General features: G+C 74.6%; 19 protein-coding genes. 7 read left to right on the top strand and 12 right to left on the bottom strand.

Annotated elements, in window-relative coordinates; translation table 11 throughout:
• Positions 1-65: 65 nt before the first annotated feature.
• The 11 genes from ABD347_RS13450 to ABD347_RS13400 form a co-directional block, all read right to left on the bottom strand.
• A complete protein-coding gene (locus ABD347_RS13450; RefSeq protein ID WP_344360494.1) occupies positions 66-962 on the bottom strand; it encodes a glycosyltransferase family 2 protein in 897 nt (298 codons plus the stop codon).
• Positions 959-1858, bottom strand: coding sequence for a glycosyltransferase family 2 protein (locus tag ABD347_RS13445; RefSeq protein WP_344360492.1), 900 nt, complete (start codon positions 1856-1858; stop codon positions 959-961). Before ABD347_RS13445 ends, ABD347_RS13450 begins: the two co-directional genes overlap by 4 nt.
• Complete coding sequence (locus tag ABD347_RS13440) at positions 1855-2760, bottom strand: glycosyltransferase family 9 protein (protein WP_425575648.1); 906 nt, start codon at positions 2758-2760, stop codon at positions 1855-1857. The genes ABD347_RS13445 and ABD347_RS13440 overlap by 4 nt, the downstream gene beginning before the upstream one ends.
• Positions 2761-3053: 293 nt before the next feature.
• On the bottom strand, positions 3054-4061 hold the full coding sequence (locus ABD347_RS13435) for a glycosyltransferase family 9 protein (protein WP_344360490.1): 1008 nt from the start codon (positions 4059-4061) through the stop codon (positions 3054-3056).
• Positions 4058-4858, bottom strand: coding sequence for a D-glycero-alpha-D-manno-heptose-1,7-bisphosphate 7-phosphatase (locus ABD347_RS30660; RefSeq protein WP_425575647.1), 801 nt, complete (start codon positions 4856-4858; stop codon positions 4058-4060). The genes ABD347_RS13435 and ABD347_RS30660 overlap by 4 nt, the downstream gene beginning before the upstream one ends.
• The gene (locus ABD347_RS13425; protein ID WP_344360488.1) at positions 4855-5856 is read right to left on the bottom strand and encodes a glycosyltransferase family 2 protein; all 1002 of its coding nucleotides are present in this window, start codon (positions 5854-5856) and stop codon (positions 4855-4857) included. The genes ABD347_RS30660 and ABD347_RS13425 overlap by 4 nt, the downstream gene beginning before the upstream one ends.
• A 98-nt stretch (positions 5857-5954) precedes the next feature.
• Entirely contained in the window at positions 5955-8102 is a 2148-nt protein-coding gene (locus tag ABD347_RS13420; protein ID WP_344360486.1) for a prolyl oligopeptidase family serine peptidase, read from the bottom strand.
• On the bottom strand, positions 8075-9859 hold the full coding sequence (locus tag ABD347_RS13415) for an N-acetylglutaminylglutamine amidotransferase (protein WP_344360485.1): 1785 nt from the start codon (positions 9857-9859) through the stop codon (positions 8075-8077). The genes ABD347_RS13420 and ABD347_RS13415 overlap by 28 nt, the downstream gene beginning before the upstream one ends.
• Before the next feature lie 669 nt (positions 9860-10528).
• On the bottom strand, positions 10529-10699 hold the full coding sequence (locus tag ABD347_RS13410) for a hypothetical protein (RefSeq protein WP_344360484.1): 171 nt from the start codon (positions 10697-10699) through the stop codon (positions 10529-10531).
• Positions 10700-10701: 2 nt separating this feature from the next.
• Entirely contained in the window at positions 10702-12045 is a 1344-nt protein-coding gene (locus ABD347_RS13405) for an MFS transporter (RefSeq protein WP_344360482.1), read from the bottom strand.
• A 464-nt stretch (positions 12046-12509) separates the two neighbouring features.
• The gene (locus ABD347_RS13400) at positions 12510-13292 is read right to left on the bottom strand and encodes a DeoR/GlpR family DNA-binding transcription regulator (protein ID WP_344360480.1); all 783 of its coding nucleotides are present in this window, start codon (positions 13290-13292) and stop codon (positions 12510-12512) included.
• A gap of 204 nt (positions 13293-13496) precedes the next feature.
• On the opposite strand from ABD347_RS13400, the gene ABD347_RS13395 reads away from it, so the two are divergent.
• Genes ABD347_RS13395 through ABD347_RS13380 form a run of 4 tightly spaced genes read left to right on the top strand, consistent with a single transcriptional unit; the run spans position 13497 to position 18166 of the window.
• On the top strand, positions 13497-15011 hold the full coding sequence (locus ABD347_RS13395; protein ID WP_344360478.1) for an FGGY family carbohydrate kinase: 1515 nt from the start codon (positions 13497-13499) through the stop codon (positions 15009-15011).
• Positions 15004-16488 carry an FGGY-family carbohydrate kinase gene (locus ABD347_RS13390; protein WP_344360476.1) on the top strand — a complete coding sequence of 495 codons (1485 nt, stop codon included), beginning with the start codon at positions 15004-15006 and terminating at the stop codon, positions 16486-16488. The genes ABD347_RS13395 and ABD347_RS13390 overlap by 8 nt, the downstream gene beginning before the upstream one ends.
• On the top strand, positions 16485-17108 hold the full coding sequence (locus ABD347_RS13385; RefSeq protein ID WP_344360474.1) for a histidine phosphatase family protein: 624 nt from the start codon (positions 16485-16487) through the stop codon (positions 17106-17108). Before ABD347_RS13390 ends, ABD347_RS13385 begins: the two co-directional genes overlap by 4 nt.
• Positions 17109-17122: 14 nt before the next feature.
• Positions 17123-18166: a 2-hydroxyacid dehydrogenase gene (locus ABD347_RS13380; RefSeq protein ID WP_344360472.1), complete on the top strand. Its 1044-nt coding sequence runs from the start codon at positions 17123-17125 to the stop codon at positions 18164-18166.
• A gap of 154 nt (positions 18167-18320) precedes the next feature.
• Here ABD347_RS13380 and ABD347_RS13375 read toward each other — a convergent pair whose 3' ends face one another.
• Positions 18321-19112, bottom strand: a complete 792-nt coding sequence (locus ABD347_RS13375) for an SDR family NAD(P)-dependent oxidoreductase (RefSeq protein WP_344360470.1) — start codon at positions 19110-19112, stop codon at positions 18321-18323.
• Positions 19113-19198: 86 nt separating this feature from the next.
• Between ABD347_RS13375 and ABD347_RS13370 the strand changes: the two genes are divergently transcribed.
• The 3 genes from ABD347_RS13370 (at position 19199) to ABD347_RS13360 (ending at position 21701) form a co-directional block, all read left to right on the top strand.
• Positions 19199-20713, top strand: coding sequence for an MFS transporter (locus ABD347_RS13370; RefSeq protein WP_344360468.1), 1515 nt, complete (start codon positions 19199-19201; stop codon positions 20711-20713).
• Between the two features lie 260 nt (positions 20714-20973).
• Positions 20974-21387: an SRPBCC family protein gene (locus ABD347_RS13365; protein WP_344360466.1), complete on the top strand. Its 414-nt coding sequence runs from the start codon at positions 20974-20976 to the stop codon at positions 21385-21387.
• A 5-nt stretch (positions 21388-21392) separates the two neighbouring features.
• The gene (locus ABD347_RS13360) at positions 21393-21701 is read left to right on the top strand and encodes a hypothetical protein (protein ID WP_344360464.1); all 309 of its coding nucleotides are present in this window, start codon (positions 21393-21395) and stop codon (positions 21699-21701) included.
• Positions 21702-21772: the final 71 nt, after the last annotated feature.

Raw genomic sequence — 21772 nt, 5'->3', positions numbered from 1 at the left:
CCCGGGTACCCTCTGAACGATCGGATGAATCGGACATAGTCGGTCCGCCTGGTCAGCTCGTGCGATCAGCCCACATAGCGGCGCGCCGTCGACGTGCGCTGGGCCTCCGCCAGCGCCGTCAGCCGCGCCTCCACCGCCGGCGGCACGACCCGCCGCTCCCGCAGCACCCACGGCAGCCCGGCGATCGCCAGGGCGAACGCCCGCAGCGATGCCCGGTCGCGGGGCACCGTACGCGCCAGGTCCAGCGTCCGGCGCAACGCCGGGAGCGCCGGCCGGCGCAGCCAGCAGAACCACAGGGTGTTGCGCAGCCCGTGCACCCGCCGCAGGGTCGGGTTCCGGGCCGCCGAGGGCGCGTGGTGGACGGTCATCCGGTCCACGTACGCCAGCCACCAGCCCTGGGTCGCCAGATCCGTGGCGAGCAGTTCCTCCTCACCGCCCAGCCACAGCCGCTCGCTGAACCCGCCCGCCGCCAGGAACGCGTCCCTGCGCAGCACGGTCGCCGCCGCGAGGAACGAGCCGAGCGCGGGGCCGGGCAGCCAGTCCGGGCCGGGGACCGGCGAGTCGCGCAGCTCGGCCACGATCGGGTCCTCCCGGCCGCCAGGCTGGACGAGGATCCGCGCGGTGACCGCCACGAGCCCGTCATGCCGGTCCAGCAGGCCCGCCCCGCACGCCAGCGCCCCCGGCTCCCACCACGAGTCGTCGTCACAGAAGGCGACGTACGGCGTACGGGCCCGGCGTACCGCGAGATTGCGGCCCACCGCGCCCAGGTTCCGGCCCGGCGTCAGCAGCGTGACGTCCGGGTGGAGCCGGGCGACGGCCTCGGCGGTGCCGTCCGTCGAGCCGTTGTCGGTGACGATCACGGGCGGGCGCTCCGGCAGCGCGGCGAGCTTCCCGAGCGTACGCAGCAGCTCGTCGCGCCGGTCGCGGGTGATCACGACGACCGTCGTGCGGGGATCCGTCACGGTACGGCTCCTTCCACGGCCCCCCGTACGTCCAGGCGGCGGGCCGCCTCCTCCACGGCGGCCGGAAGCGGCCGGCGCTCCCGCAGCGCGACCGGCAGCCGCTCCAGCAGGGCGCGCAGCGCGTCCCTGGCCTCCGGGTCCCGACGGGCCCGCACGGCGATCCCGCGCGTGTGCCGCAGCGCCACGGCGAGGGGGCGGCGCAGCCACGCGGTGAGCGCGGCGTTGCGGAGCTGGACGGCGGGCCGGCCCGGGCGCACTCCGCCGGCCGGGCTGTGCACCGCCACGACGTCGGGGGAGTGGCACACGCCCCAGCCGTGGGCCGCCAGGTCGTACGCGAGCAGCGTCTCCTCGCCACCGAGGAAGAAGATCGGGTGATAGCCGCCCGCCTCCAGGAAGGCGTCCCGCCGGGCGACGGCGGCGCAGGCAAGGAACCCGAGCACCGGCGGCCCCGGAAGATCGGCGACGGGGTCGAGGGGGGAGGCGGCGAGCAGGTCGTTCAGTGGGTCGGGCTCCCCGTCGGGGCCGACCCGGACGCGGGCGGCGAGCAGCCCGAGCCTGGGGTGGCGGTCCAGCAGGTCCGCCGCGCACGCCAGCGCCCCCGGCTCCCACCAGGAGTCGTCGTCGCTGAAGGCCACGTACGGCGTACGGGCGTGCCGTACGCCGAGGTTGCGACCCGGCGCGCCGAGGTTGCGGCCCGGACTCAGCAGCGTGACGGCGGGGTGGTGCTCGGCGACCGCCTCCGGCGTGCCGTCGGACGAGGCGTTGTCGACGACGATCACCGGCGGTCGCTCGGGCAGCGCGGCGAGACGGTCCAGCGTCTCCAACAGCTGGTCACGGCGGTTGTGGGTGATCACCACGACGGTGGTGCGGCTGTCCGCGCTCACGGGACTGGTCACGGCCGGGCTACCTCCGGGTGGTCGGACAGGGCTTTGAGGACCTCGTCGGGCCGGATGCGCAGCAGCTGGGGGTCCGGTTCCCGCCCGTGCGGATCGCCGGGTGGCCCGGGATGCCACAGCGCCACGTGCCGCGTACCCGGTGGCGGTCCCCACAATCGGGGTGAAACCGGACCGAACAGGGTCACCGAGGGGACGCCGTACGCCACGGCCAGATGGGCGATCCCCGTGTCACCGCTCACCACGGCCGCGGCACCCGCGAACAGCGCCCCCAGCCGGTCGAAGGGCAGCCCGCCCCGGAACACGTCCACGCCTCCGTCCGGCGCCCCGTCCAGGACCCTGTCCAGCAGCTCGTCCTCGCCCGGCCCACCCGTCAGCGCCACCCGGTGGCCGCGCCGCAGCAGCCCCCGCACGACCGACGCGTACCGCTCCGCGGGCCAGCGCCGCGACCCGGAGTCGGCGCCCGGGTGCACGACGACCGCCCCGGGCGCGGGGGACGCGACGCCAGGCACCGGAAGCCGCACGTCACCGGGGTCGGCCGGGATGCCGTACCACTCCAGCAACCGGCACCAGCGGGTCCGCTCGTGCTCGTCGCCCGTCCACGCGGGCCCCGCGATCTCCGGTGTGCCCGGGTGCGCGAATGCCAGCAACCGCCCCGGCCGCAGCCTCTGCAGCAGCCGGTGACTCGCAGGCCCGTTCCCGTGCAGGTCGACCGCGACCTCCGGCGGCGGCCCCTGCCAGTCCAGCCCCGCCGGTACGGCCCGGCCCGGTGCCGACGCGGACAGCAGCCGGTCCACCGCCCCGGACGCCAGGGCGGGCGCCGCCAGTTGCTCCGGAGCGGCGAGGACGATCTCGTACGCGGGAAACCCTCTCCGCAGCCCCCGCAACGCGGGCACTCCGGCCAACAGGTCACCGAGGCCGAGCGCTCGCAGCGCGAGGAGCCGGGGCCTCTCGCCGGGACGTCCCCCCCGCCCCGCCGGGCGATCGTCCTCAGCGGGCCGTTCAGCGGGCCTCGGCCGGGCGCCGGCCGAGGCGGGGCCGTGGCCCGGCGGGGCCGTTCCCGCGGAGGCGGGTCGCTCCGGCGGGGTCCCGGAGGCGAGACGCCCGGGCCCGCCGGTCCCGGACAGACGATTTTGGAGGGGCCGCGCCCTCCGCCCCCCGGCACCGGACGGCCTGCCCCGCGCCGCCCTGGGACGGCTCACTCCCCGCCCTCCAGCAGCTTCTCCACGGCCGCCGGCACGTCCTCCGCCGTCACCCCGTCCAGGCACGGGTGGCCCGGCACCGGACACTCCCGGGCGCGGCTGTCCGCGCACGGCGCCGACTGGTCGCCCAGCAGGACGTGCGGGACGCCGTACGGGCCCCAGCGTTCGGCGGGGACGACCGGCGAGAACAGCGAGACGATCGGGGTGCCGACGGCCGCCGCGAGGTGCGCCGGGCCGGTGTTGCCGACCACCACCGCGCCGGCCGCCGCCAGCACGGCCGCCAGTTGCGGCGGCTGCGTCCGGCCGCCCAGGTCCAGCCCGTCCCGGCCGGCGACCAGCGCGGTCAGCTCCCGCTCGTCGGGCCCGCCGGTGACGACGACCCGGTGTCCGGCGCCGGCCAGCAGCCGTACGGCGTGCGCGCACCGCTCGGCGCTCCACCGCCGGGCCGCCACGCTCGCGCCCGGGTGGACCACCACGTACGGCCCCGGCCCGGTCAGTTCCGGCGCGCCGGGCGCGTGCCGGACGCGCAGCCGCCCGTCGTCGCCGGGCGGCCGGGGGAAACCCGCCGCCTCGGCGAGGTCCAGCGCGGCCTCCGCCTCATGGGCGTGCGGCGCCCGCCGGTGGCGTACATCCAGCAGCGAACCGGGGGCGTCCACGCTGTCGGCGGCGATGTGCGCGACGCCCGCCATGCGCAGCAGGAGCGCGGCGGGCAGGGGACTCTGGTGGAACGAGGTGAGGACCAGCGCGGCGTCCACGCGCGCGGCGGCGACACGGTCCACCACCCGGTCGATGTCGGCGCGCCGCACCGGCGGCGGACCGAACCCCACCCAGGGCGCCTCCCACACCAGCACGTCGTCCACGCCGGGCAGCAGCCGCGCGGCGGGGGCCCCGCGCGGCCCGCACAGCAACGACACCCGGTCAGCCCGGTCGGCGACCGCCCGGACGGCGGGCCCGGCGAGCAGGACGTCCCCGAAGCTGTCGAGCCGCACGACGAGCGCTCTCATACGGGCCTCCCACCCGCCGCCGCGTGACCGTCCGCCGTACGACGGCCCGCCGCCACGTGACCGTCCGCCGTACGACCAGCCGCCTGCGCGTGGCCGTCCGCCGCCGCGTGACCGTCCGCCATGGGGCCGCCTACCGCGTGACCGCCCACTGCGCGACCAGCCGCCGGCGCGTGACCGCCCACTGAGTGATCAGCCGCCGGCGCGTCACCGTCCGCCGTACGGCCGTCCGCCACGGGGCCGGGCGCGGCCCGCGGTGGCGTGGCGCGCGGGCGGCGCGGGTCGTCCCGGAGCACGTGCCTGACCGCGCTCAGCAGGTCCTCGCACACGTGCGGGGCGGACGCCACCTCCTCGGGCAGGGTCCGCGCGGTCGGGACGAGGACACCGCGCGCGCCCGCCGCCCGTGCCGCGTCCATGTCCGAGCCGATGTCGCCGATCACCACGCAGTCCTCCGGCCGCACCCCCAGGAGGCGCGCGGCCTCCACCACCAGGCCCGGCGCGGGCTTCCGGCAGCCGCAGCCGTCCTCGGGGGCGTGCGGACAGCAGGCCCACGCGTCGAAGGGGCCGAGCAGGCTGTCCACCCGGGCGTTGACCGCCCGCACCTCGGCCTCGGTCAGCAGGCCGCGGCCGATGCCCGACTGGTTGGAGACCACCCCGAGCCGCAGGCCCCGCCGCCGGAGCATGTCCAGCGCCTCGCGCGCGCCCGGCATGGGCCGGACCTTCTCCGGGTCGCCGTTGTACGGCACGTCCTCGACGAGTGTGTCGTCACGGTCGAACAACACCGCCGCCGGGCGCGTCACAGGACGCCGTCCCAGCTCTCCGCCGACCGGTGGCGCAGCTCCCCGGAGATCCGGTGCCAGGTGGCGAGCGCGGGGATCACCGCGCTCGTGACGGCCATCGTCACCATCTCGTCGACCGTCCGGGGCCCGGGCGCGATCCGCGCCCGCGCGAACTCGGCGGTCCCCAGCGCCCAGGCCGTCGCCGCGAACACCGCCGCCCGGCGCCGTCCGGCGGACGCCAGCAGCAGGGCGCCGACACCCGCCGCGGTGACCGCCGCGTGCCGCCGGATCCGGCCGCGCGGCGCGGCGGCCCGTTCCCACCAGTCGGGGCCGTGCAACCGCTTCATCAGGGCGTCGTCCGCGTTGCCCTTCTGGAGCCGGACGGACACCCACCGGTCGGCGGGGCGCACCGGATGCTCGGTGAGCCGCTCGCCGCGGACGATCCGCCAGCCCGCGTCGATGACCCGCAGCGCCAGATCGGCGTCCTCCCGGAAGGCCCGGGGGAACCGCTCGTCGAAACCGCCGACGGTCTTGAGCACCTCGGTGCGGTACGCCATGTCGGCGGTCACCCACAGGGCGCCCTGGAGGCCCGCCGTGTTGCGTTCCCAGTCGGTGGGGCGGCGGTCGGCGGGCAGCGGCACCCGGACGACGCCCTGGACGCCGCCGGTGTCGGGGGACGCCTCCGCCAGGTCGCGGGCGAGTTGCTCGCGCCAGTGCGCGCTGACCCGGACGTCGTCGTCGAGGAGGACCGTCCACGGTTCGTCCACCAGCCGCGCCCCGGTGTTGCGGGCGGCCGCGGGGCCGACGCCGCCGGTGTGCACGACCATCGCGCGGTCCGCGAGCGCGCCCAGCGCCTCCACCGGCAGCGGGGTGTCCGGGGCGCCGGGGCGATCGTCCACCAGCACGATCCGGCTCGGCTCGGGTCCGTCGCAGGAGGCGAGGGCGGTGAGGCAGTCGACGAGGCAGGGCCGTCCGATGGTGGGGACGACCACGGCGTACGAGGCGAGCGAGGGGATCATGCGTCTGCGCCTCCACATTCTGGGTCGGTTTCCGGAGCGAGGTACGGAATGCCCACGTTCAGTCACTTTATGCACATCCCCCGGTGCGCCGCACGGGATCAGCCCGCCAGGTGACGCTCCATCCAGTCGGCGGCCGCACGCCGGAAGAGCCGCCGGTTGTCGGCCCGCCGGAACTCGTGCCCCTCCTCGCGGAGCACCAGCAGCTCCGCCGCGTGCCCGCGTTCCCGGGCCGCCCGCACCACCTGCTCCGACTCGCCCGGCGGCACGTTCGTGTCGTGCTCGCCGTGCACCGCCAGCAGCGGGACGCGCAGCTCGTCGATCCGGCTCATGGGGGACAGGGCGCGCAGTAGTTCCCGGTCGCGCGTGGGATGGCCGTACTTGTGGGCCGCCGACTCCGCGATCCACGGTTCCGTGCCGGCGAAGAACGTGCCGAAGTCCGACATCCCGCACACCGCGACGCCCGTACGGAAGAGATCCGGGTGCCAGACCAGCGACGCCAGCGTGAGGTAACCGCCGTACGAGCGTCCCATCACGGCGAGCCGCGTCGGGTCGGCGCGCCCGGTCAGGATCACGTGCGCCGCGCAGTCCGCGACGTCCGCGATCGCGGCGTACCGGCCCGTACCGAGGTCGGCGTCCACGAAGGACCGCCCATAGCCCGAGGAGCCCCGCACATCGGGCGCGAAGACGTCCAGGCCCCGCCCGGTCAGCTCGTGGTACAGCGGCTCGAACACCGGCCGTTCCTGCTCCTCAGGGCCACCGTGAAGGTGGATCACGCACGGCGCCGGGCGCCCCTCGGCACGCCCCGGCGCCCGGTAGTACCAACCGCCCAGCACCAGCCCGTCGCGCGCGGTGGGCCGCAGCGGCGCCGGACGCACGGGCGGACGGCCCGGAGGCACGGCGTCCTCGTCCCGGGACGACCACGGCGTCCGCGCGGCCGGGGCGCCGCGGGGCAGCCACCAGACGCCGGGGCGCCGCTGCGAACCGGACAGCGCCAGCACCAGCCCGCCCGGTCCCGCCCGGCCGATCCGGGTGACCACCTCGTGGGGCAGGGCCACGTCGTGCGGCGGTGCCGTGCCCGTGGCCCCGCCCCACGGCGCCGTACCGGTGGCGTCGCCACCGGGTGCGGGCGCGGCGGGCCCGGCCGCCGGGAGGCCCAGCGTCTGGAGCGCGCTGGCGCCCCGCACGTTCCAGGCGAGCGCGGCGGTGTGACCGTCCTCGGCGAACGCCAGCAGCTCAAGGTCGCTGCCCTCCCGCTCGGCCAGCACCGACAGGCCGGTCCGCCGGCCCTCGGGGTCCAGCCCGGCGGCCAGCAGTGCCGCGAACTCCCGCTCGTGGTCGCTGCGCAGCCACACCGTCCGGCCGTCCGGCGAGAAGCGGCCGATCCACGGGTCGCCGTCGGCCACCCGCAGCACCGATCCGGTGCCGAGGTCGGAGGTACGCACCACCACGGCCTCCCGGCGCCCGCGCGGTCCCCGGCGGACCAGCGCCAGCCGCCCGTCCGGGCTGATGTCGCAGACGCGGAGCGTCGCGGCGCCGCTCTCGGCGGCGACCAGCACGGCCGAAGCCATCCCGTCGGGGTCCACCAGGTAGGCGCTCAACCGGTCCCGCAGGACACCGTCGGCCGACGGCCCGCCGGGCCGGGGGCCCACCTCGCCCCGGCGCGCGCCGCCCAACAGGGTGGCGTGTCCGTCCCGCTCCACCCAGTCGGGCGGCAGCTCTCCGAACACCTCCCGCTCCTCCGCGGCGGCATCCTCGCGGGCGAGGGCGCCGAGCCCCGGCGGGGGTTCGGCGACCGTGACCGCCACGGCCGAGCCGTCGCGCGCCCAGCAGCCGAGGTAGGCCGAGCTGCCGGGGTCCCCGCCCGCCACGATCCGCCGTCCGGTGCCGTCCGGGCGTACGCACAGCACCCGGGTGTGCTCGCCACCGCCGGGCGCGACGGTGTAGGCGATCCAGCGCCCGTCGGGCGACCACGCCACCTCGGTCACCGGGTCGGGGTCGGCGTCGAGCAGGCGGATGCCCGGCCCGTCGACCGCCCCGTGCGCCGGCCCCGTCCACAGCTGCGGCACCCCCGTGCGGTCGCAGATGAACGCCACCTGCTCGCCGGTGGGGTCCGCCGACGGGTACCAGCAGCCGTGCGAGATCAGCGGCTGGGGGGTGTCCCGGGCGCCGGCCGCGTCGGTGAGCGGCACCAGCAGCGGTGCCACCGACGAGGCCCCGGTCAGCTGATCCTGTGCGTCTGCAGCCATATCTCCAGCAACGCTACGTGCCACAGGGCGTTCGCCCCGCGCTTCGTACGGTGGTCGTCGGGGGCGGCGAGGAGCTCGTCGAGGTACTCGCGCCGGTACAGGCCGCGTGCCTTCGCCTCGGGCGCGTTCAGGGCCTGCCGCACCCGTTCGAGGACGGGGCCCGCCATGTGCCGGATCGCCGGCACCGGGAAGTACCCCTTCGGCCGGTCGACGACCTCCCGCGGCAGCAGGGCCCGCCCGGCGTCCTTGAGCACGCCCTTGCCGCCCTCCGCCAGCTTCAGCTCCGGCGGGCAGGCCGCGGCCAGCTCCACCAGCTCGTGGTCGAGGAACGGGGTGCGCGCCTCCAGGCCCCAGTCCATGGTCATGTTGTCGACCCGCTTGACCGGGTCGTCCACCAGCATCACGTGCGTGTCCAGCCGCAGCGCCGCGTCCAGGGCGGTCTCGGCGCCGGGCGGCGCCATGTGCTCACGGACGAACCGCGCGGAGACGTCGTGGTCGGTGAGCAGGTGCGGCTGGAGGATGCGGGCCATCTCGGAGTGCGGCCGGTCGAAGTACACCTCGGCGTACCGCTCGGGCTCGCGCTCCCGCTCGACGGCGGCCATGTCCTGGTACCAGCGGTAGCCGGCGAACACCTCGTCGGCGCCCTGGCCGCTCTGGACGACGCTGACCTCCTTGGAGACCAGCTCGGACAGCAGGTGGAAGGCGACCACGTCATGGCTGATCATCGGCTCGCTCATCGCCGCGATCGCCCCGTCGAGGGCGGTCGACACCCGGTCCGAGGGCACCATCAGCTGGTGGTGGTCGGTCTCGTACCGGCGGGCGATGAGGTCGGAGTACGTGAACTCGTCACCCTCCTCGCCGCCCTCCGCCTCGAACCCGACGCTGAACGTCGCCAGGTCCTTCTGGCCCTCCTCGGCCAGCAGGCCCACGATCAGCGACGAGTCGAGACCGCCGGAGAGCAGTACGCCGACCGGCACGTCGGCGACCATCCGGCGCCGCACCGCCGTCCGCAGCGCGTCCAGCACCGCGTCCCGCCAGTCACCGGCGTCCATCCCGGCGAACTCGGGGCGGCGCGTGTACGACGGCTGCCAGTAGCAGCGGTCGGTGTACGAGCCGTCCGGCTCGACCACCCGTACCGTCGCGGGCGGCAGCTTGCGCACCCCGGTGAGCACCGTGCGCGGCGCCGCCACGGTGGCGTGCCAGCTCAGGTACTGGTGCAGCGCGACCGGGTCGAGCGAGGTGTCGATCCCACCGCCGGCGAGCAGGGCGGGCAGCGTCGAGGCGAACCGCAGCCGGCCGGGCGCGTGGCTCAGATACAGGGGCTTGATGCCCAGCCGGTCCCTCGCCATCACCACTCGGCCGGTGTCGTTCTCGACGACGACGAACACGAACATGCCGATCAGGTGGTCGACGCAGTCCATGCCCCACTGGCTGTAGGCCTTCAGGATCACCTCGGTGTCCGAGGTGGAGAAGAACCGGTGTCCCAGGGCGCGCAGCTCGGCGCGCACCTCCTGGTAGTTGTACACGCACCCGTTGAACACCCCGGTGAGGCGGGCCTCGGTGTCCGTCATCGGCTGCGCGCCGCGCTCCGAGAGATCGATGATCTTCAAACGGCGGTGACCCAGTGCCACCGGTCCCTGCGACCAGATGCCGCGGCCGTCGGGGCCGCGGGCGGCCAGCCGGTCGGTCATGCGCTCCACCGCGGCCACATCGGGCCGCCGGTCGTCGAAGCGGATCTCCCCGCTCAGCCCGCACATAGGGCACCCCCCGTCACACCCGGGACCTCAGCGTCCTCCTCGACCCCACGCGAATCAATCACCACAACTCCTCCAAGACGGGGAGCGAGCCCCTGACCGCCGCTGGTTCCGGCTGTTCCCGGCAGCCCGCTCCGTACCGGCGGGTGCCCCGTTGATCGCGGAGCATTCCTGGCCGGATGGTGACCGTCCGTGACATCACGCCCGTTCGCCCGCCGGACAGCCGACCCCACGGCCACCCCCGCCGCGGCCACGAGAACCCCGTCCGGCGGCGGCGAGGCCTACGCCCCGGCGGCCCCCGCGCGCCGTGGCGGCCGGCGAGGTGCCGGTGCCGGTGCCGGTGACCGAGCGGTACCCCGGCGACGGCGCCCGGTGCCCCCGCGACAGCGCCCCTGCGACGGCCCCCCCCGGGACGGACCCCCTGGGAACGGAACCCCCCGGGACGGACCCCTCGGGACGGACCCCCGGGAACGGAACCCCCCGCGTCGGCGCCGACCGCCGGGGCCCGGCGTCAGCCCGAGCCCGGTACGAGTGGCCCCGCCCTGCCCGACCGGCCCGCCCTGCCCGACCGGCCCGACCGGCCGGTCCGTCCGGCAGCCGCTCCCGCCCCGGCGGCCGGGCACCCGGCGGTGCGGGGCGGTCGCCGCACGCCCGCCCCGCACCGGCACGCCCTCATCCCGGGTCTCTCTCCTTCCCGGGCTCCGCCCGTTCTTCCTCGTCGGCGAGGCGCTCCCCCTCCGCCTGGGACGGGGTCGAACGGGACACGTCGGGGTGTTCGTCGACACCCGGCTCCCGCTCGCCCTCCGCCTGGGAAGGGGTCGGGTAGTCCCACGCATCACTCATGGCTAGGCCTCCGGCGACTCGTTCCGTGCCCGCGATGCCGGGCCGGGGCGCGACGAGTACCCCGGCGCCCCAGCCGCTACCGGCTCCGGCAGCCGCAGGAACAGGGCCATCACGGCGCTGGCCAGGTACAGCCCCGCGAAGATCCACATCACGCCCCCGACTCCCAGCGGACCGAGGAAGACGCCCACCAGCGCCGGTCCCAGGAAGGTGCTGGCGCCCGCGCCCAGGTTCAGGGCGGACATCGCCTGGCCCTTGTGCGCCGGGTCCAGCGACGGCATCAGCGCCGACAGCGGGACGTAACCGGCGAGGGTCGCGCCGAACAGGCTCACCAGCACCATCGCCAGCGCGTAGTCGTCACCCGCCCACACCGTGCCGTAGTACAGCAGCAGCGTGGTCACCGCGCAGCCGACCCCGCCGCACCAGGCGACGGTGCGCTGCCAGCCGATGCGGTCGCCGACGACCCCGAAGACCAGATTGAAGAAGATGTTGGTGGCGAACATGGCGGACAGCAGTCGCAGCCACTCGCTGAGCGTGAAGCCGAGCGTCTCGGTGAAGAAGACCGGCAGGAACACCAGGAAGCCGAACTGCGGCGCCGTGTTGATGGCCCGTACCACCGCTCCGGTACCGATCCTCGGGTTGCGCCAGATGATCGTGAGCGAGCCGATCAGGGTGGCGACCGGGCGCTCCCCGGCGGGGGCGAGCCGCTGTCTGCCGGTCGGCTCGCGCACCAGGAGCAGGGCGATCAGGCCACCCGCCACGACCAGCCCGAGCGACAGCCACAGCGTGCTGTACGCGCCGATGCGCGGCACCGTGAAACTGGCGACCAGCGACCCCAGTGTGGGCAGGCCTCCCGTGAAGGCGAACCAGAACCAGCCCACCGCGGAACCCAGCCGGCGTCGCGGTGTCACCGCCGTGACCCAGATCAGGAACCCGTACGCGAAGAGCGGATAGCCGAACCCGCGCAGCCCGTAACTCAGCAGCAGCAGCCCGAAGTCGGCCGCCGGTACGGCGAACACCAGGAAGACGACCTGGAACACGCCCCAGACGCCCAGGCCGAGCAGCATCACCCGGCGCGGGCCCCACAGGTCGGACAGTGCTCCGGAGAACCAGGCGGCGACGCTGGCCGTGACGCCGTAGACGCTGAACAGCAGCGCCACCCGCTCCGTGGACACACCCTCGCCCAGGAGATAGGGCGACAGGTAACCCGACTCGACCCCGTCCCCGATCATGAAGACGAGGAGGCCGAGAAACCCCCAGGCGAGCGCTCGGGGAATGCCGATCCTGTCCAGCCAATGCCTCGCGGGCGCGTCTTCCGCGGAAGACGACGGATCCACAACGACAGCCACGAGAACCACCCTTTTCGAAGAAGTCGGGGAAAGCGTCCGAGTGTGCCGGGAGCACACGGGAAACCTCGGGAGTTCGAGAAAAACGGAAAAGCTCCGGGATTCTCCGGGAAATCCCGAGAGCTCCGGAAGTTCCGGGCACCCCGGAAAACCCGGGAGCCTCGGGGACCCCGCGAAAGCCTCGGAAAGTGCCGGGGGAGTTCCGGGGAGTTCCGGGGGAGCGCCTATCGGTGCCTCCCGAAGGCGTCATGATGAAACGGCCGGGTGGGAAACGGCGTCAATGAGGGGGTGTGAACCCCTCGCGACCGGATGCCTAAGTGGCGTGAAATCGATGGAGCGTCACGCGCACCGCCCGCCGGGCGACCGCCATCGCCGCAGCTCACCCGGGTGGGGGCGGGACCGCGCCGGCCGGTCGGCCGAGTGAAGGCGGTGTTACGTTCACGCGGGCCCGTGAACCCGAGCGGGCGTCACCGTGACGCGTCGACCGTCCGCACGTCCACCCCTATGTCCCGCAGCCGCCGCACCTGCGCCGCCGGCGTGGCGTCGTCCACCAGCACGAGGTCGAAGTCGGTGAGCGGTGCGAGCGCGTACAGACCCTGGTTGGCGAACTTCGTGTGGTCGATGAGCAGCACACGGCGCGCGGCGGACGCCATCATCGCCCGCTTGACCTGCACCGTCTCGGGCGACATGTGATAGCAGCGGTCCCCGGTCACCGCCGTCGTCGACATGAACAGCACATCCGCCCGGAACGACGCCACGCTCTGCGCCGTGTGCGGCCCCATGAAGGCGTCGTAGGCCGGGAAGTACGTGCCGCCGAGGGCGATCAGCGTCACCCCCGCCTCCCTGGACAGCGCGGTGACGGCCGGCAACGAGTTGGTGATCACCGTGAGCGGGGTGTGCTCGGCCATCTGGCGCGCCAGGCTCAGGCAGGTGGTCGAGTCGTCCAGCATCACGATCTGCCCCGGCGCCAGCAGCTCCGCGGCCGCCCGCGCCAGCCGGTGCTTGGTCCGCGCCATCGTCGTCATGCGCTCGCTCACGCTGCCGTGGAACTGGGCCGACGGAAGACAGCTCGCCCCGCCCCGCACCTTGCGCAGCCAGCCCTGCGCCTGCAGCGCGTCCAGATCGCGGTGGACGGTCATCACGCTCACGCCGAACTCGTCCGCCAGGTCGTTCGTCCGTACGAACCCCTTGGCCGTCACCAGCTCGCGCACCCTGCGCCGCCGCTCCTCCTGGGTGTCCATACGGGTCATGGCGTCCGGCTCCTTGCCGCCTCGTGCGAATATCACGTGAACTTAACACGGCGTCCGAGTCCCGCCGCCCGGCCGGGGCGGCCCGGGGCCGCCGTCTCACACGGCGGCCACATTCGGCCACGTCATAATCGCGCGGCCGATTGACGCTCGGTCCAGCCGCACGTTTACCTGGCGTCCGCGAGTGAAGGGGCAGGTATTCCAGTCATGTCGGTTCTCACCATTGACGTCGGCACGTCCGTCATCAAAGCGGTCGTCTTCGACGACCAGGGGCAGGAAACAGCGCTGTCCCGCATCGGCACCGAAGTGCTGCGCCCCCGGACCGGCTGGGCGGAGCAGGACATGGAAGCCGTGTGGGACGCCGTGGTCCTCACCGTACGGGGGGCCCTGTCCCGACTGGGTCCCGGCCACGACCCCGTGTGGCTGGTGAGTTTCACGGCCCAGGGCGACGGCTGCTGGCTCGTCGACGCCCACGGCCGCCCCACCGGGCCCGCCGTCCTCTGGTCCGACGGCCGCGCGGGCGACCTGCTCACCCGCTGGGCCGCCGACGGTGTCCTGGAGGAGGCCTACCGCCGCAACGGCTCCCTCACCTGCTGCGGCATGCCCAACGCGGTGATCAGCTGGCTCGCCGCGCACGACCCCGAACGCCTGCGGCGCTCCCGCAAGGCACTGACGGCGGCCGGCTGGCTGTTCCTGAAGCTCACCGGCGTGACCGCCATCGACGAGTCCGACGCCTCCGCCCCGTTCCTCGACCACGCCACCGGCGCCTACGATCCGGCGGTCATCGACCTGTTCGGGTTCGGCCCGCACGCCCACCTCCTGCCCGACGTGCTCGGCGAGCACGAGCGCGTCGCCGGGATCACCCACCGCGCCGCGCGCGAACTCGGCCTCCCGGCCGGCCTGCCCGTCGTCATGGCCCCGTACGACATCGCCGCGACCGCCCGGGGCGCCGGTGTCGTCGAACCCGGCCAGGCCTGCGCCATCCTCGGCACCACCCTGTGCACCGAGATCGTCACCCGCCGGGTGGACACCTCCGGCGAGCCGTGCGGCGTCAACATCGCCTACGGCGGCCGGGACCGCCTCCTGCGGGCCTTCCCCACCCTCTCCGGCACCGAAGTCCTCGACTGGGCGTCCCGACTCCTCGCCGTCGACGGGCCCGCCGCCCTCGCGGAGCTGGCGTTCGGCGCCGGACCCGCGCCGGGCGGCGGACCGGCGTTCCTGCCCTACCTCTCGCCCGCCGGGGAACGCGCCCCCTTCCTCGACCCGCGCGCACGCGGCACCTTCTGGGGCCTGTCCCTCGACCACACGCCCGCCCACCTCGCCCGCGCCGTGTTCGAGGGCCTCTCGCTCGTCGTCCGGGACTGCCTGGGGGCGTCCGGCACCGGCGTCCACGAACTGCGCCTGTGCGGCGGCGGTTCCGCCAGCGACGCGTGGTGCCGCCTCATCGCCGACGTCACCGGCGTCCCGACGGCCCGAGCCGCGGACACCGAACTCGGCGCCAAGGGCGCGTTCCTCACCGGGCTCGTCCTCAGCGGCGCCGAGCCCCACCTGCGCGCTGCCGCCGCCAAATACGTCCGCATACGGTCCCGCTGGGAACCCGACCCCGAGCGCGGCGCCGTCTACGACGGGCTCTACGAGTCGTTCCTGACCTGGCGCGCCGCCGCGCGCTCCCTGGGCTGGTCGCCCGCCGCCACCGACGTACAGGAAGCACCGCATGCCTGACGCCCTGACCCCGGACGCCGTCCACCTCGGCCTCGACCTCGGCACGCAGAGCGCCCGGGCGGTCGCCGTCGACGGCACCGGCCGACTGCTCGCCGCCGCCTCCCGCCCGCTCACCGGCCGGCGCGACGGCGTACGCCACGAACAGGACCCCGAGCAGTGGTGGTCCGCCCTCGCCGGAGCCTGCCGCGAGGCCCTCGCCGGTATCGCGCCCGACCGCGTCCGGGGCCTGGCCGTCGACGCCACCTCCGGCACCGTCCTCCTCGCCGACGAGCGCGGCCGGCGCCTGACACCCGGTCTGATGTACGACGACGGGCGCGCCCGGGCGTACACGCCTCGCGTCAACAAGGCGGGCGAGGAGGTGTGGCGGGAGCTGGGCTACCGCACCATGCAGCCGTCCTGGGCGCTGCCCAAGCTGCTGTGGCTGCTGGACAACACCGACTTCCCGGACGCCCGGCTGCTGCACCAGGCCGATCTGATCACCTGGCGGCTCGCCGGGCACCAGGTCGCCAGCGACACCAGCCACGCCCTCAAGACCGGTTACCACCTGATCCAGGAACGCTGGCCCGACGCCGAACTGGCCCGGCTCGGCGTCCCGGCCGGGCTGCTGCCGGACGTGGTCCGGCCGGGCAACGTCATCGGCACCGTGTGCGCCGACGCGGCCACCGCCACGGCCATTCCCGCCGGCACACCGATCGTCGCGGGCATGACCGACGGCTGCGCCGCGCAGATCGGCGCCGGGGCGCTCACGCCCGGCGCCTGGAACTCGGTCCTCGGCACCACCCTCGTCCTCAAGGGCGTAAGCCCCCACCTCGTACGCGACCCCGGGGGAGTGGTCTACTGCCACCGCGGGCCCGGCGGCAACTGGCTGCCCGGCGGGGCGTCCAGCAGCGGCGCCGGAGCCATCGCCCGGCGCTTCCCCGGTGCCGACCTTGAGGCGCTGACCGCCGAGGCCGCCGCGACCGGCTCCACCGCCGTCGCCTACCCCCTGGCCGGCGCGGGCGGTGAACGCTTCCCGTTCCGCGCCCCCGACGCCACCTCGTTCGTCCTCGGTGACGTGCGGGGCGACGCCGAGGAGTTCCACGCCCTGCTGCTCGGCACGGCCTGCGTCGAACGCCTCTGCTTCGACCACCTCGACCACATCGGCGCACCCGTCGACGGCCCGCTCACCCTCACCGGCGGCGGTGCCCGCAACCGCTACTGGTCGCAGCTGCGCGCCGACGTCCTCGGCCGCACGGTCACCCTCCCCGAACACGCCGAGAGCGCCACCGGTATGGCGGTGCTCGCCGCGACCGCCTCGGGCGCCCCCCTGGAGGAGGCGGCGGCCACGATGGTGCGCGTCCGCGAGGAGCTGGCCCCCGACCTCTCCCGCACGGCCCGGCTGACCCCCGTGTACCTCGATTTCGTCGACGAACTGACCCGACTCGGCCGGCTGGAGCCGGCCGTGGCGGCACACGCCCGCGGAAAGGCCGAGCAGTGACCGACTTCATCCTGGTACGCCACGGCGAGACCGCATGGCACGCGGAGAACCGCTACGCCGGCCGCACCGACGTGCCGCTCACCGAACTCGGCCGCGAACAGGCCGCCAGGCTCGGTGCCTGGGCCGCCGGACAGCGGCTGGACGCCGTCCTCTGCTCACCCCTGTCCCGCGCCCGCCTCACCGCCGGTCCCGCCGCGACCGCGCTCGGACTCACCCCCCGCGTCGACGAGCGGCTGTACGAGGTGGACTTCGGGCGCGGCGACGGGCTGACCCGCGAGGAGATGGCCGAGGCGTTCCCGGGCGAGCTGGCCGCCTTCCTGACCGACCCGGTGGCCCACCACCTGCCGGGCGGCGAGGACCCCGTGGCGGCGGCCGACCGCGCCGTCGCCTGCCTGGAGGAGACCGCGCGGGAACTCCCCGACGGCCGCGTCCTCGTCGTCGCCCACTCCACCCTCGTACGCCTGGCGCTGTGCGAGCTCCTCGGCATCCCGCTCGCCCGCTACCGCCAGGTCTTCCCCGCCCTGGAGAACGGCGCCCTGACCGAACTGCGGCTGCTTGCCGGCGGGCAGGCGTCCCTGCTGCGGCTCAACGCACCCGCCGTCCCCACCACCGCCCACTGAACGGGAGCACCACCGTGACCACCACCGTCCTCGCCGCCGGCGACCACTTCGTCCTGCCCCGGCTGCTGCGCCAGGAAATGCGTGCCGCCCTTCCGGAAGGCGCCGACCTGGACGTACGGGAGATCCGGCTGCCCTGGCCGCACACGCCCTTCGGCACGGTCGCCGAGGTCGACGAGGCGTCCGGCACCGAGGACGAGCTCATCGAGGCGCTCAGCGGCGTTCGGGTCTGCCTCACCCAGATGGCCCCGCTCACCGAGCGGATCCTGAACGCCTGCCCCGGCCTGGAGCTGTTCTGCGTCAGCCGGGGCGGCCCGGTCAACGCCAACCTGGACGCGGCGACCCGACACGGCGTCGCCGTCTGCTACGCCCCCGGCCGCAACGCCGTCGCCACCGCCGAGCACACCCTCGCCCTCATCCTCGCCGCCGCCCGCGGCATCGGCGATGTCCACACCGACCTCAGGCAAGCCGTCTGGCGCGGTGACTACTACGACTACGACAACTGCGGCATCGAGATCGACGGCTCGGTCGTCGGCCTGGTCGGTTTCGGTGCGATCGGGTCGCGCGTGGCCCGCGTCCTGGCCGCCATGGGAGCCGAGGTCCTGGTCCACGACCCGTATGTGAAGCCCGAGGCGGTGGAGGGCGTCGCCCGGCTCGTCCCGCTGGAGGAGCTGTTGGGCCGGTCCCGGATCGTCTCGCTGCACGCGCGCGTGACCGAGGAGACCACAGGCATGATCGGGGCCGACCGGATCGCGTCGATGCCGCCCGGCTCGGTGCTCGTCAACTGCGCGCGCGGAGCCCTCGTCGACTACGAGGCCGTGTGCGACGCCCTGGACTCGGGGCACCTCGCGGGCGCCGGCTTCGACGTGTTCCCCGCCGAGCCGGTCCCGGCCGGCGCCCGGCTGCTGTCCACCCCGGGGGTCGTCCTCACCCCGCACATCGCGGGAGCCAGCCGGGAGGTGGCCCATAAGGCGGCCCGTATCGTCGCGGCCGAGGCCGCCCGCTTCCTGCGCGGCGAACCGCTCGCGCACTGCGCCAACCCGCGGGTGCTGGGGCGCTAGCGGACGCCGGTCCGTGGCGCCCCGCGGACCGCGCCCCCCCGCCCCCGCCGACCGGCGCCCGGCGTCCCGTGCGCCCGCCCGTGCCCGGTGACGACGGGCCGACCCGTGCCTGCCGTCCGCGCGCCGACCCGTGCCCGGCGGTGACGTGCCGCCGTCAGCGCCGCGCGCGGGGCCGGGACAGGAACCGCTGGCCGAGGGCCTTGAGGGGGTCGGGCAGCACCCTGGTGGCCGCGCCCAGGGCCTTGGTCCTCGCCGAGCCGGTGATCGCCCGGCCGCGACCGTGTGCGAGGGCCGTGTACGCGTGCCTGGCGACCAGGGCCGGGTCGTCCTTCGCCATGCGCCCCAGCGGGGTGTCCGCCAACCCGGCGCGGTGGAAGAAGGCGGTCCGCGTGGGGCCCGGCATCAGCGCCGTCACCGTCACCCCGGTACCCCGCAGTTCCTCCCGCAGCGCCTGGGCGAAGGACTGCAGGAACGACTTCGAGGCGTTGTAAACGGACTGGAACGGCCCCGGAGCCATCGAGGCCACCGAGGAGGTGACCACCAGCCGGCCGGCCCCCTCCGCGATCATGCCGGGCAGCAGGCGGTGCGCGAGATGCACCGTCGAACTGATGTTGAGGTCGATGATCCGGGCGTGGGCCGCCAGGTCCACGTCGGTGAAGGCCCCGCCTTCGCCCACCCCGGCGTTCAGTACGGCGGCGGCGACCGGGCGGCGCGTGGCGAGCACCGCGGCGTACAGCTGTTCCACCCCGTCGTACACGGCGAGGTCGGCCCGTACGGCGACGACGTCGGCCCCACGGCCGCGCAGCTCGTCCGCGGCGGCCGCCACCGCCGCGTCCTCGGCGCAGACCACGAGGTCGAACCCGTGGCCGGCGAACTCTCTGGCCAGCGCGAGTCCGATGCCGCTCGAAGCACCGGTCACCACCGCCAGCGGCTTCACGGTGTCCATGGGCCGGCGGGTACCCGCGGACGGTGCCGTTTCACCGATTCGGACATGGGGTACCCGCTCGCCCTGTTTACGCCTCGGAGGTGACCATGAGGGAGCCGGAACTCGGGCACGCGTCGAACGGGACCCTGACGACCCAGGTGCCGGCGCGACTGGACAGACTGCCGTGGTCGCGCTGGCACTGGATGATCGTCATCGGGCTCGGCACCGTCTGGATCCTCGACGGGCTGGAAGTCACCATCGTCGGCAGCATGGCCGGCCGGCTCTCCGAGGAGGGCAGCGGACTGGCCGTCAGCTCCGCCCAGGTCACCGGTGTCGCCGCCGCGCTGTACGTGGCGGGCGCGTGCTCGGGCGCGCTGTTCTTCGGCTGGCTCACGGACCGCTTCGGCCGCAAAAAGCTGTTCCTGATCACACTGGCGGTCTACCTCGCCGCGACCGCGCTGACGGCGCTGTCCTTCTCCGCCTGGTGGTTCTTCGTCTTCCGCTTCCTGACCGGCTTCGGCATCGGCGGTGAGTACGCCGCCATCAACTCGGCCATCGACGAGCTGATCCCCAGCAAGTACCGCGGCCGGGTGGACCTGATCATCAACGGCAGCTTCTGGCTCGGCGCCATGGGCGGCGCCCTGCTGTCGGTCCTCGCCCTCGACACGGACATCCTCCCCAAGGACATCGGCTGGCGGGTCTCCTTCGGCCTCGGCGTCGTCCTGGGCCTGGTCATCCTGCTCGTCCGCCGTCATGTGCCCGAGAGCCCCCGCTGGATGTTCATCCACGGCCGCGAGGAGGGCGCCGAGCGGCTGGTGGCGGACGTCGAGCGGCAGGTGGAGGCGGAGAGGGGCCGGCCGCTGCCGGAACCGGCCGGGGCGATCACGATCAAGCAGCGGCACAGCGTCGGTTTCGTACAGATCGCCCGGACGCTCTTCCGCGCCTACCCGCGGCGGGCGGTGCTGGGTCTGGCCCTCTTCATCGGGCAGGCCTTCCTCTACAATGCCATCACGTTCGGGTTCGGGGCGATCCTGGTGACGTTCTACGACGTCGGCACCGGCTCGACCGGGTACTTCTTCGCGGTCATCGCGTTCGGCAACTTCATGGGCCCGCTGCTGCTCGGCCGGCTGTTCGACACCTGGGGCCGTCGCCCGATGATCGCCGGTACGTACATCCTCTCGGGCGTGCTGCTCTACGTGACGGCGTGGATGTTCTCCAACGGCTGGCTGACCGCCACCACCATGACCATGAGCTGGTGCGTGGTCCTCTTCTTCGCGTCCGCCGGCGCCAGCTCCGCGTACCTCACGGTGAGTGAGATCTTCCCCATGGAGACCCGCGCGATGGCCATCGCGTTCTTCTACGCCGTCGGCACGGCCGCCGGCGGCATCTCCGGCCCGCTGATCTTCGCGGGGCTCACCGGGAGCGGTGTGGTCGCGGACACCGTCCTGGCCTTCTGCATCGGTGCCACGCTGATGGTGGCGGGTGGTCTGGTGGCGGTGTTCTTCGCCGTCGCCGCGGAAGGCCGGTCGCTGGAGGACATCGCGACCCCGCTGTCCGCGCAGGCCGCCCAGGACGAGGCCCCGGGCGGACCGGCCGCCGCCACCGTGCGCGCCGCGCCCTGACCGTGAGCCTTCCCGTGACGGTGGACGGGTGGGCGGCGTCCGATTGGAGCGGACACCGGACAATGGTTTATCGTTCATACAGTCGGTTGTGAGGGCGCCCCCACGACCGCCGCACACTGCCCCGGCTGGTTCCCCCGTCCAGCCGGGGCTTCTTCCTGCCCTTCACGTTTCCCCCACTGCCCGTCCCGGCTTCAGCCCGGACGGGCAGGGCACTCGTCACACGGACAACCCCGAGCCGACGAACTAGGAACGGTGGAGCGATGACCGAGTACGAACGTTCCCGCACCATGCCGGCGCTGCCCGAGCACGTCTTCGACCAGGCCGCCAACGTCGACCAGCTCGACAACTGGCTGCCCGAGGCCCTGCACGTGCATCCCGGGCGGCTTCCGGCCGTCACCGTCCACGAGGACCGCACCGACGAGGACACCTCCGCCCTGCTGCGTGCCCAGAAGGACCAGATGCGCCTGGAGTGGGGCACCAGGGAGCAGGGCAGCTACGCCGGATGGCTCCAGGTCGCCGGCATCGGCAGCGGGGCCAGCGAGGTGACCGTGCACCTGTCGTTCTTCGACGAGAGCCACGACCCGGGCGGGAAGCCGGTGAACGACGCCCTCGACCGGAGCCTCCAGCGTCTGGAGGAGCAGGTGCGCATGCGCGTCGACAACGCCTCCGGGTGATCCCCGTGCCGCCGAGGAAGCGTTACGCGATCGCCGCCTCCGGCCGGTGGACGGACGAGGAGGAGGGGCGCCGCCGACTGCCCGCCGGGGAGGTCCACGCGTGGGAACCCGGCCTGAACCAGACCGTCTGCGGGCTCTCCCTCAGCAGGTCCCGGCTCGACCGGTTCCCGCACGTCCCCTGGGAGGACGCGCTGCCCGAGTCAGGGGGCGCCGCCGACGGAGTCCGGCGCGTCTGCCCGCGCTGCGCCTCCGTCGCGGGCCGCCGGGGCGCCGACGCCCGCCCGCGCTGGCAGCGCGTCCGCCCCCGCCCCTGACCGGGCGGACCGGAGCCCGGCGGCCCCGGCGCGTCCATGGACGCCCTGTTTTTGTCCCGTTTTCGGTCCGG

The organism is Streptomyces gobitricini, assembly GCF_039532985.1.
In the GTDB taxonomy this organism is placed as follows: Bacteria; Actinomycetota; Actinomycetes; order Streptomycetales; family Streptomycetaceae; genus Streptomyces; species Streptomyces gobitricini.
Note: the sequence above shows the minus strand (reverse complement) of the source record. Positions and strands in the feature narration are given on the sequence as shown.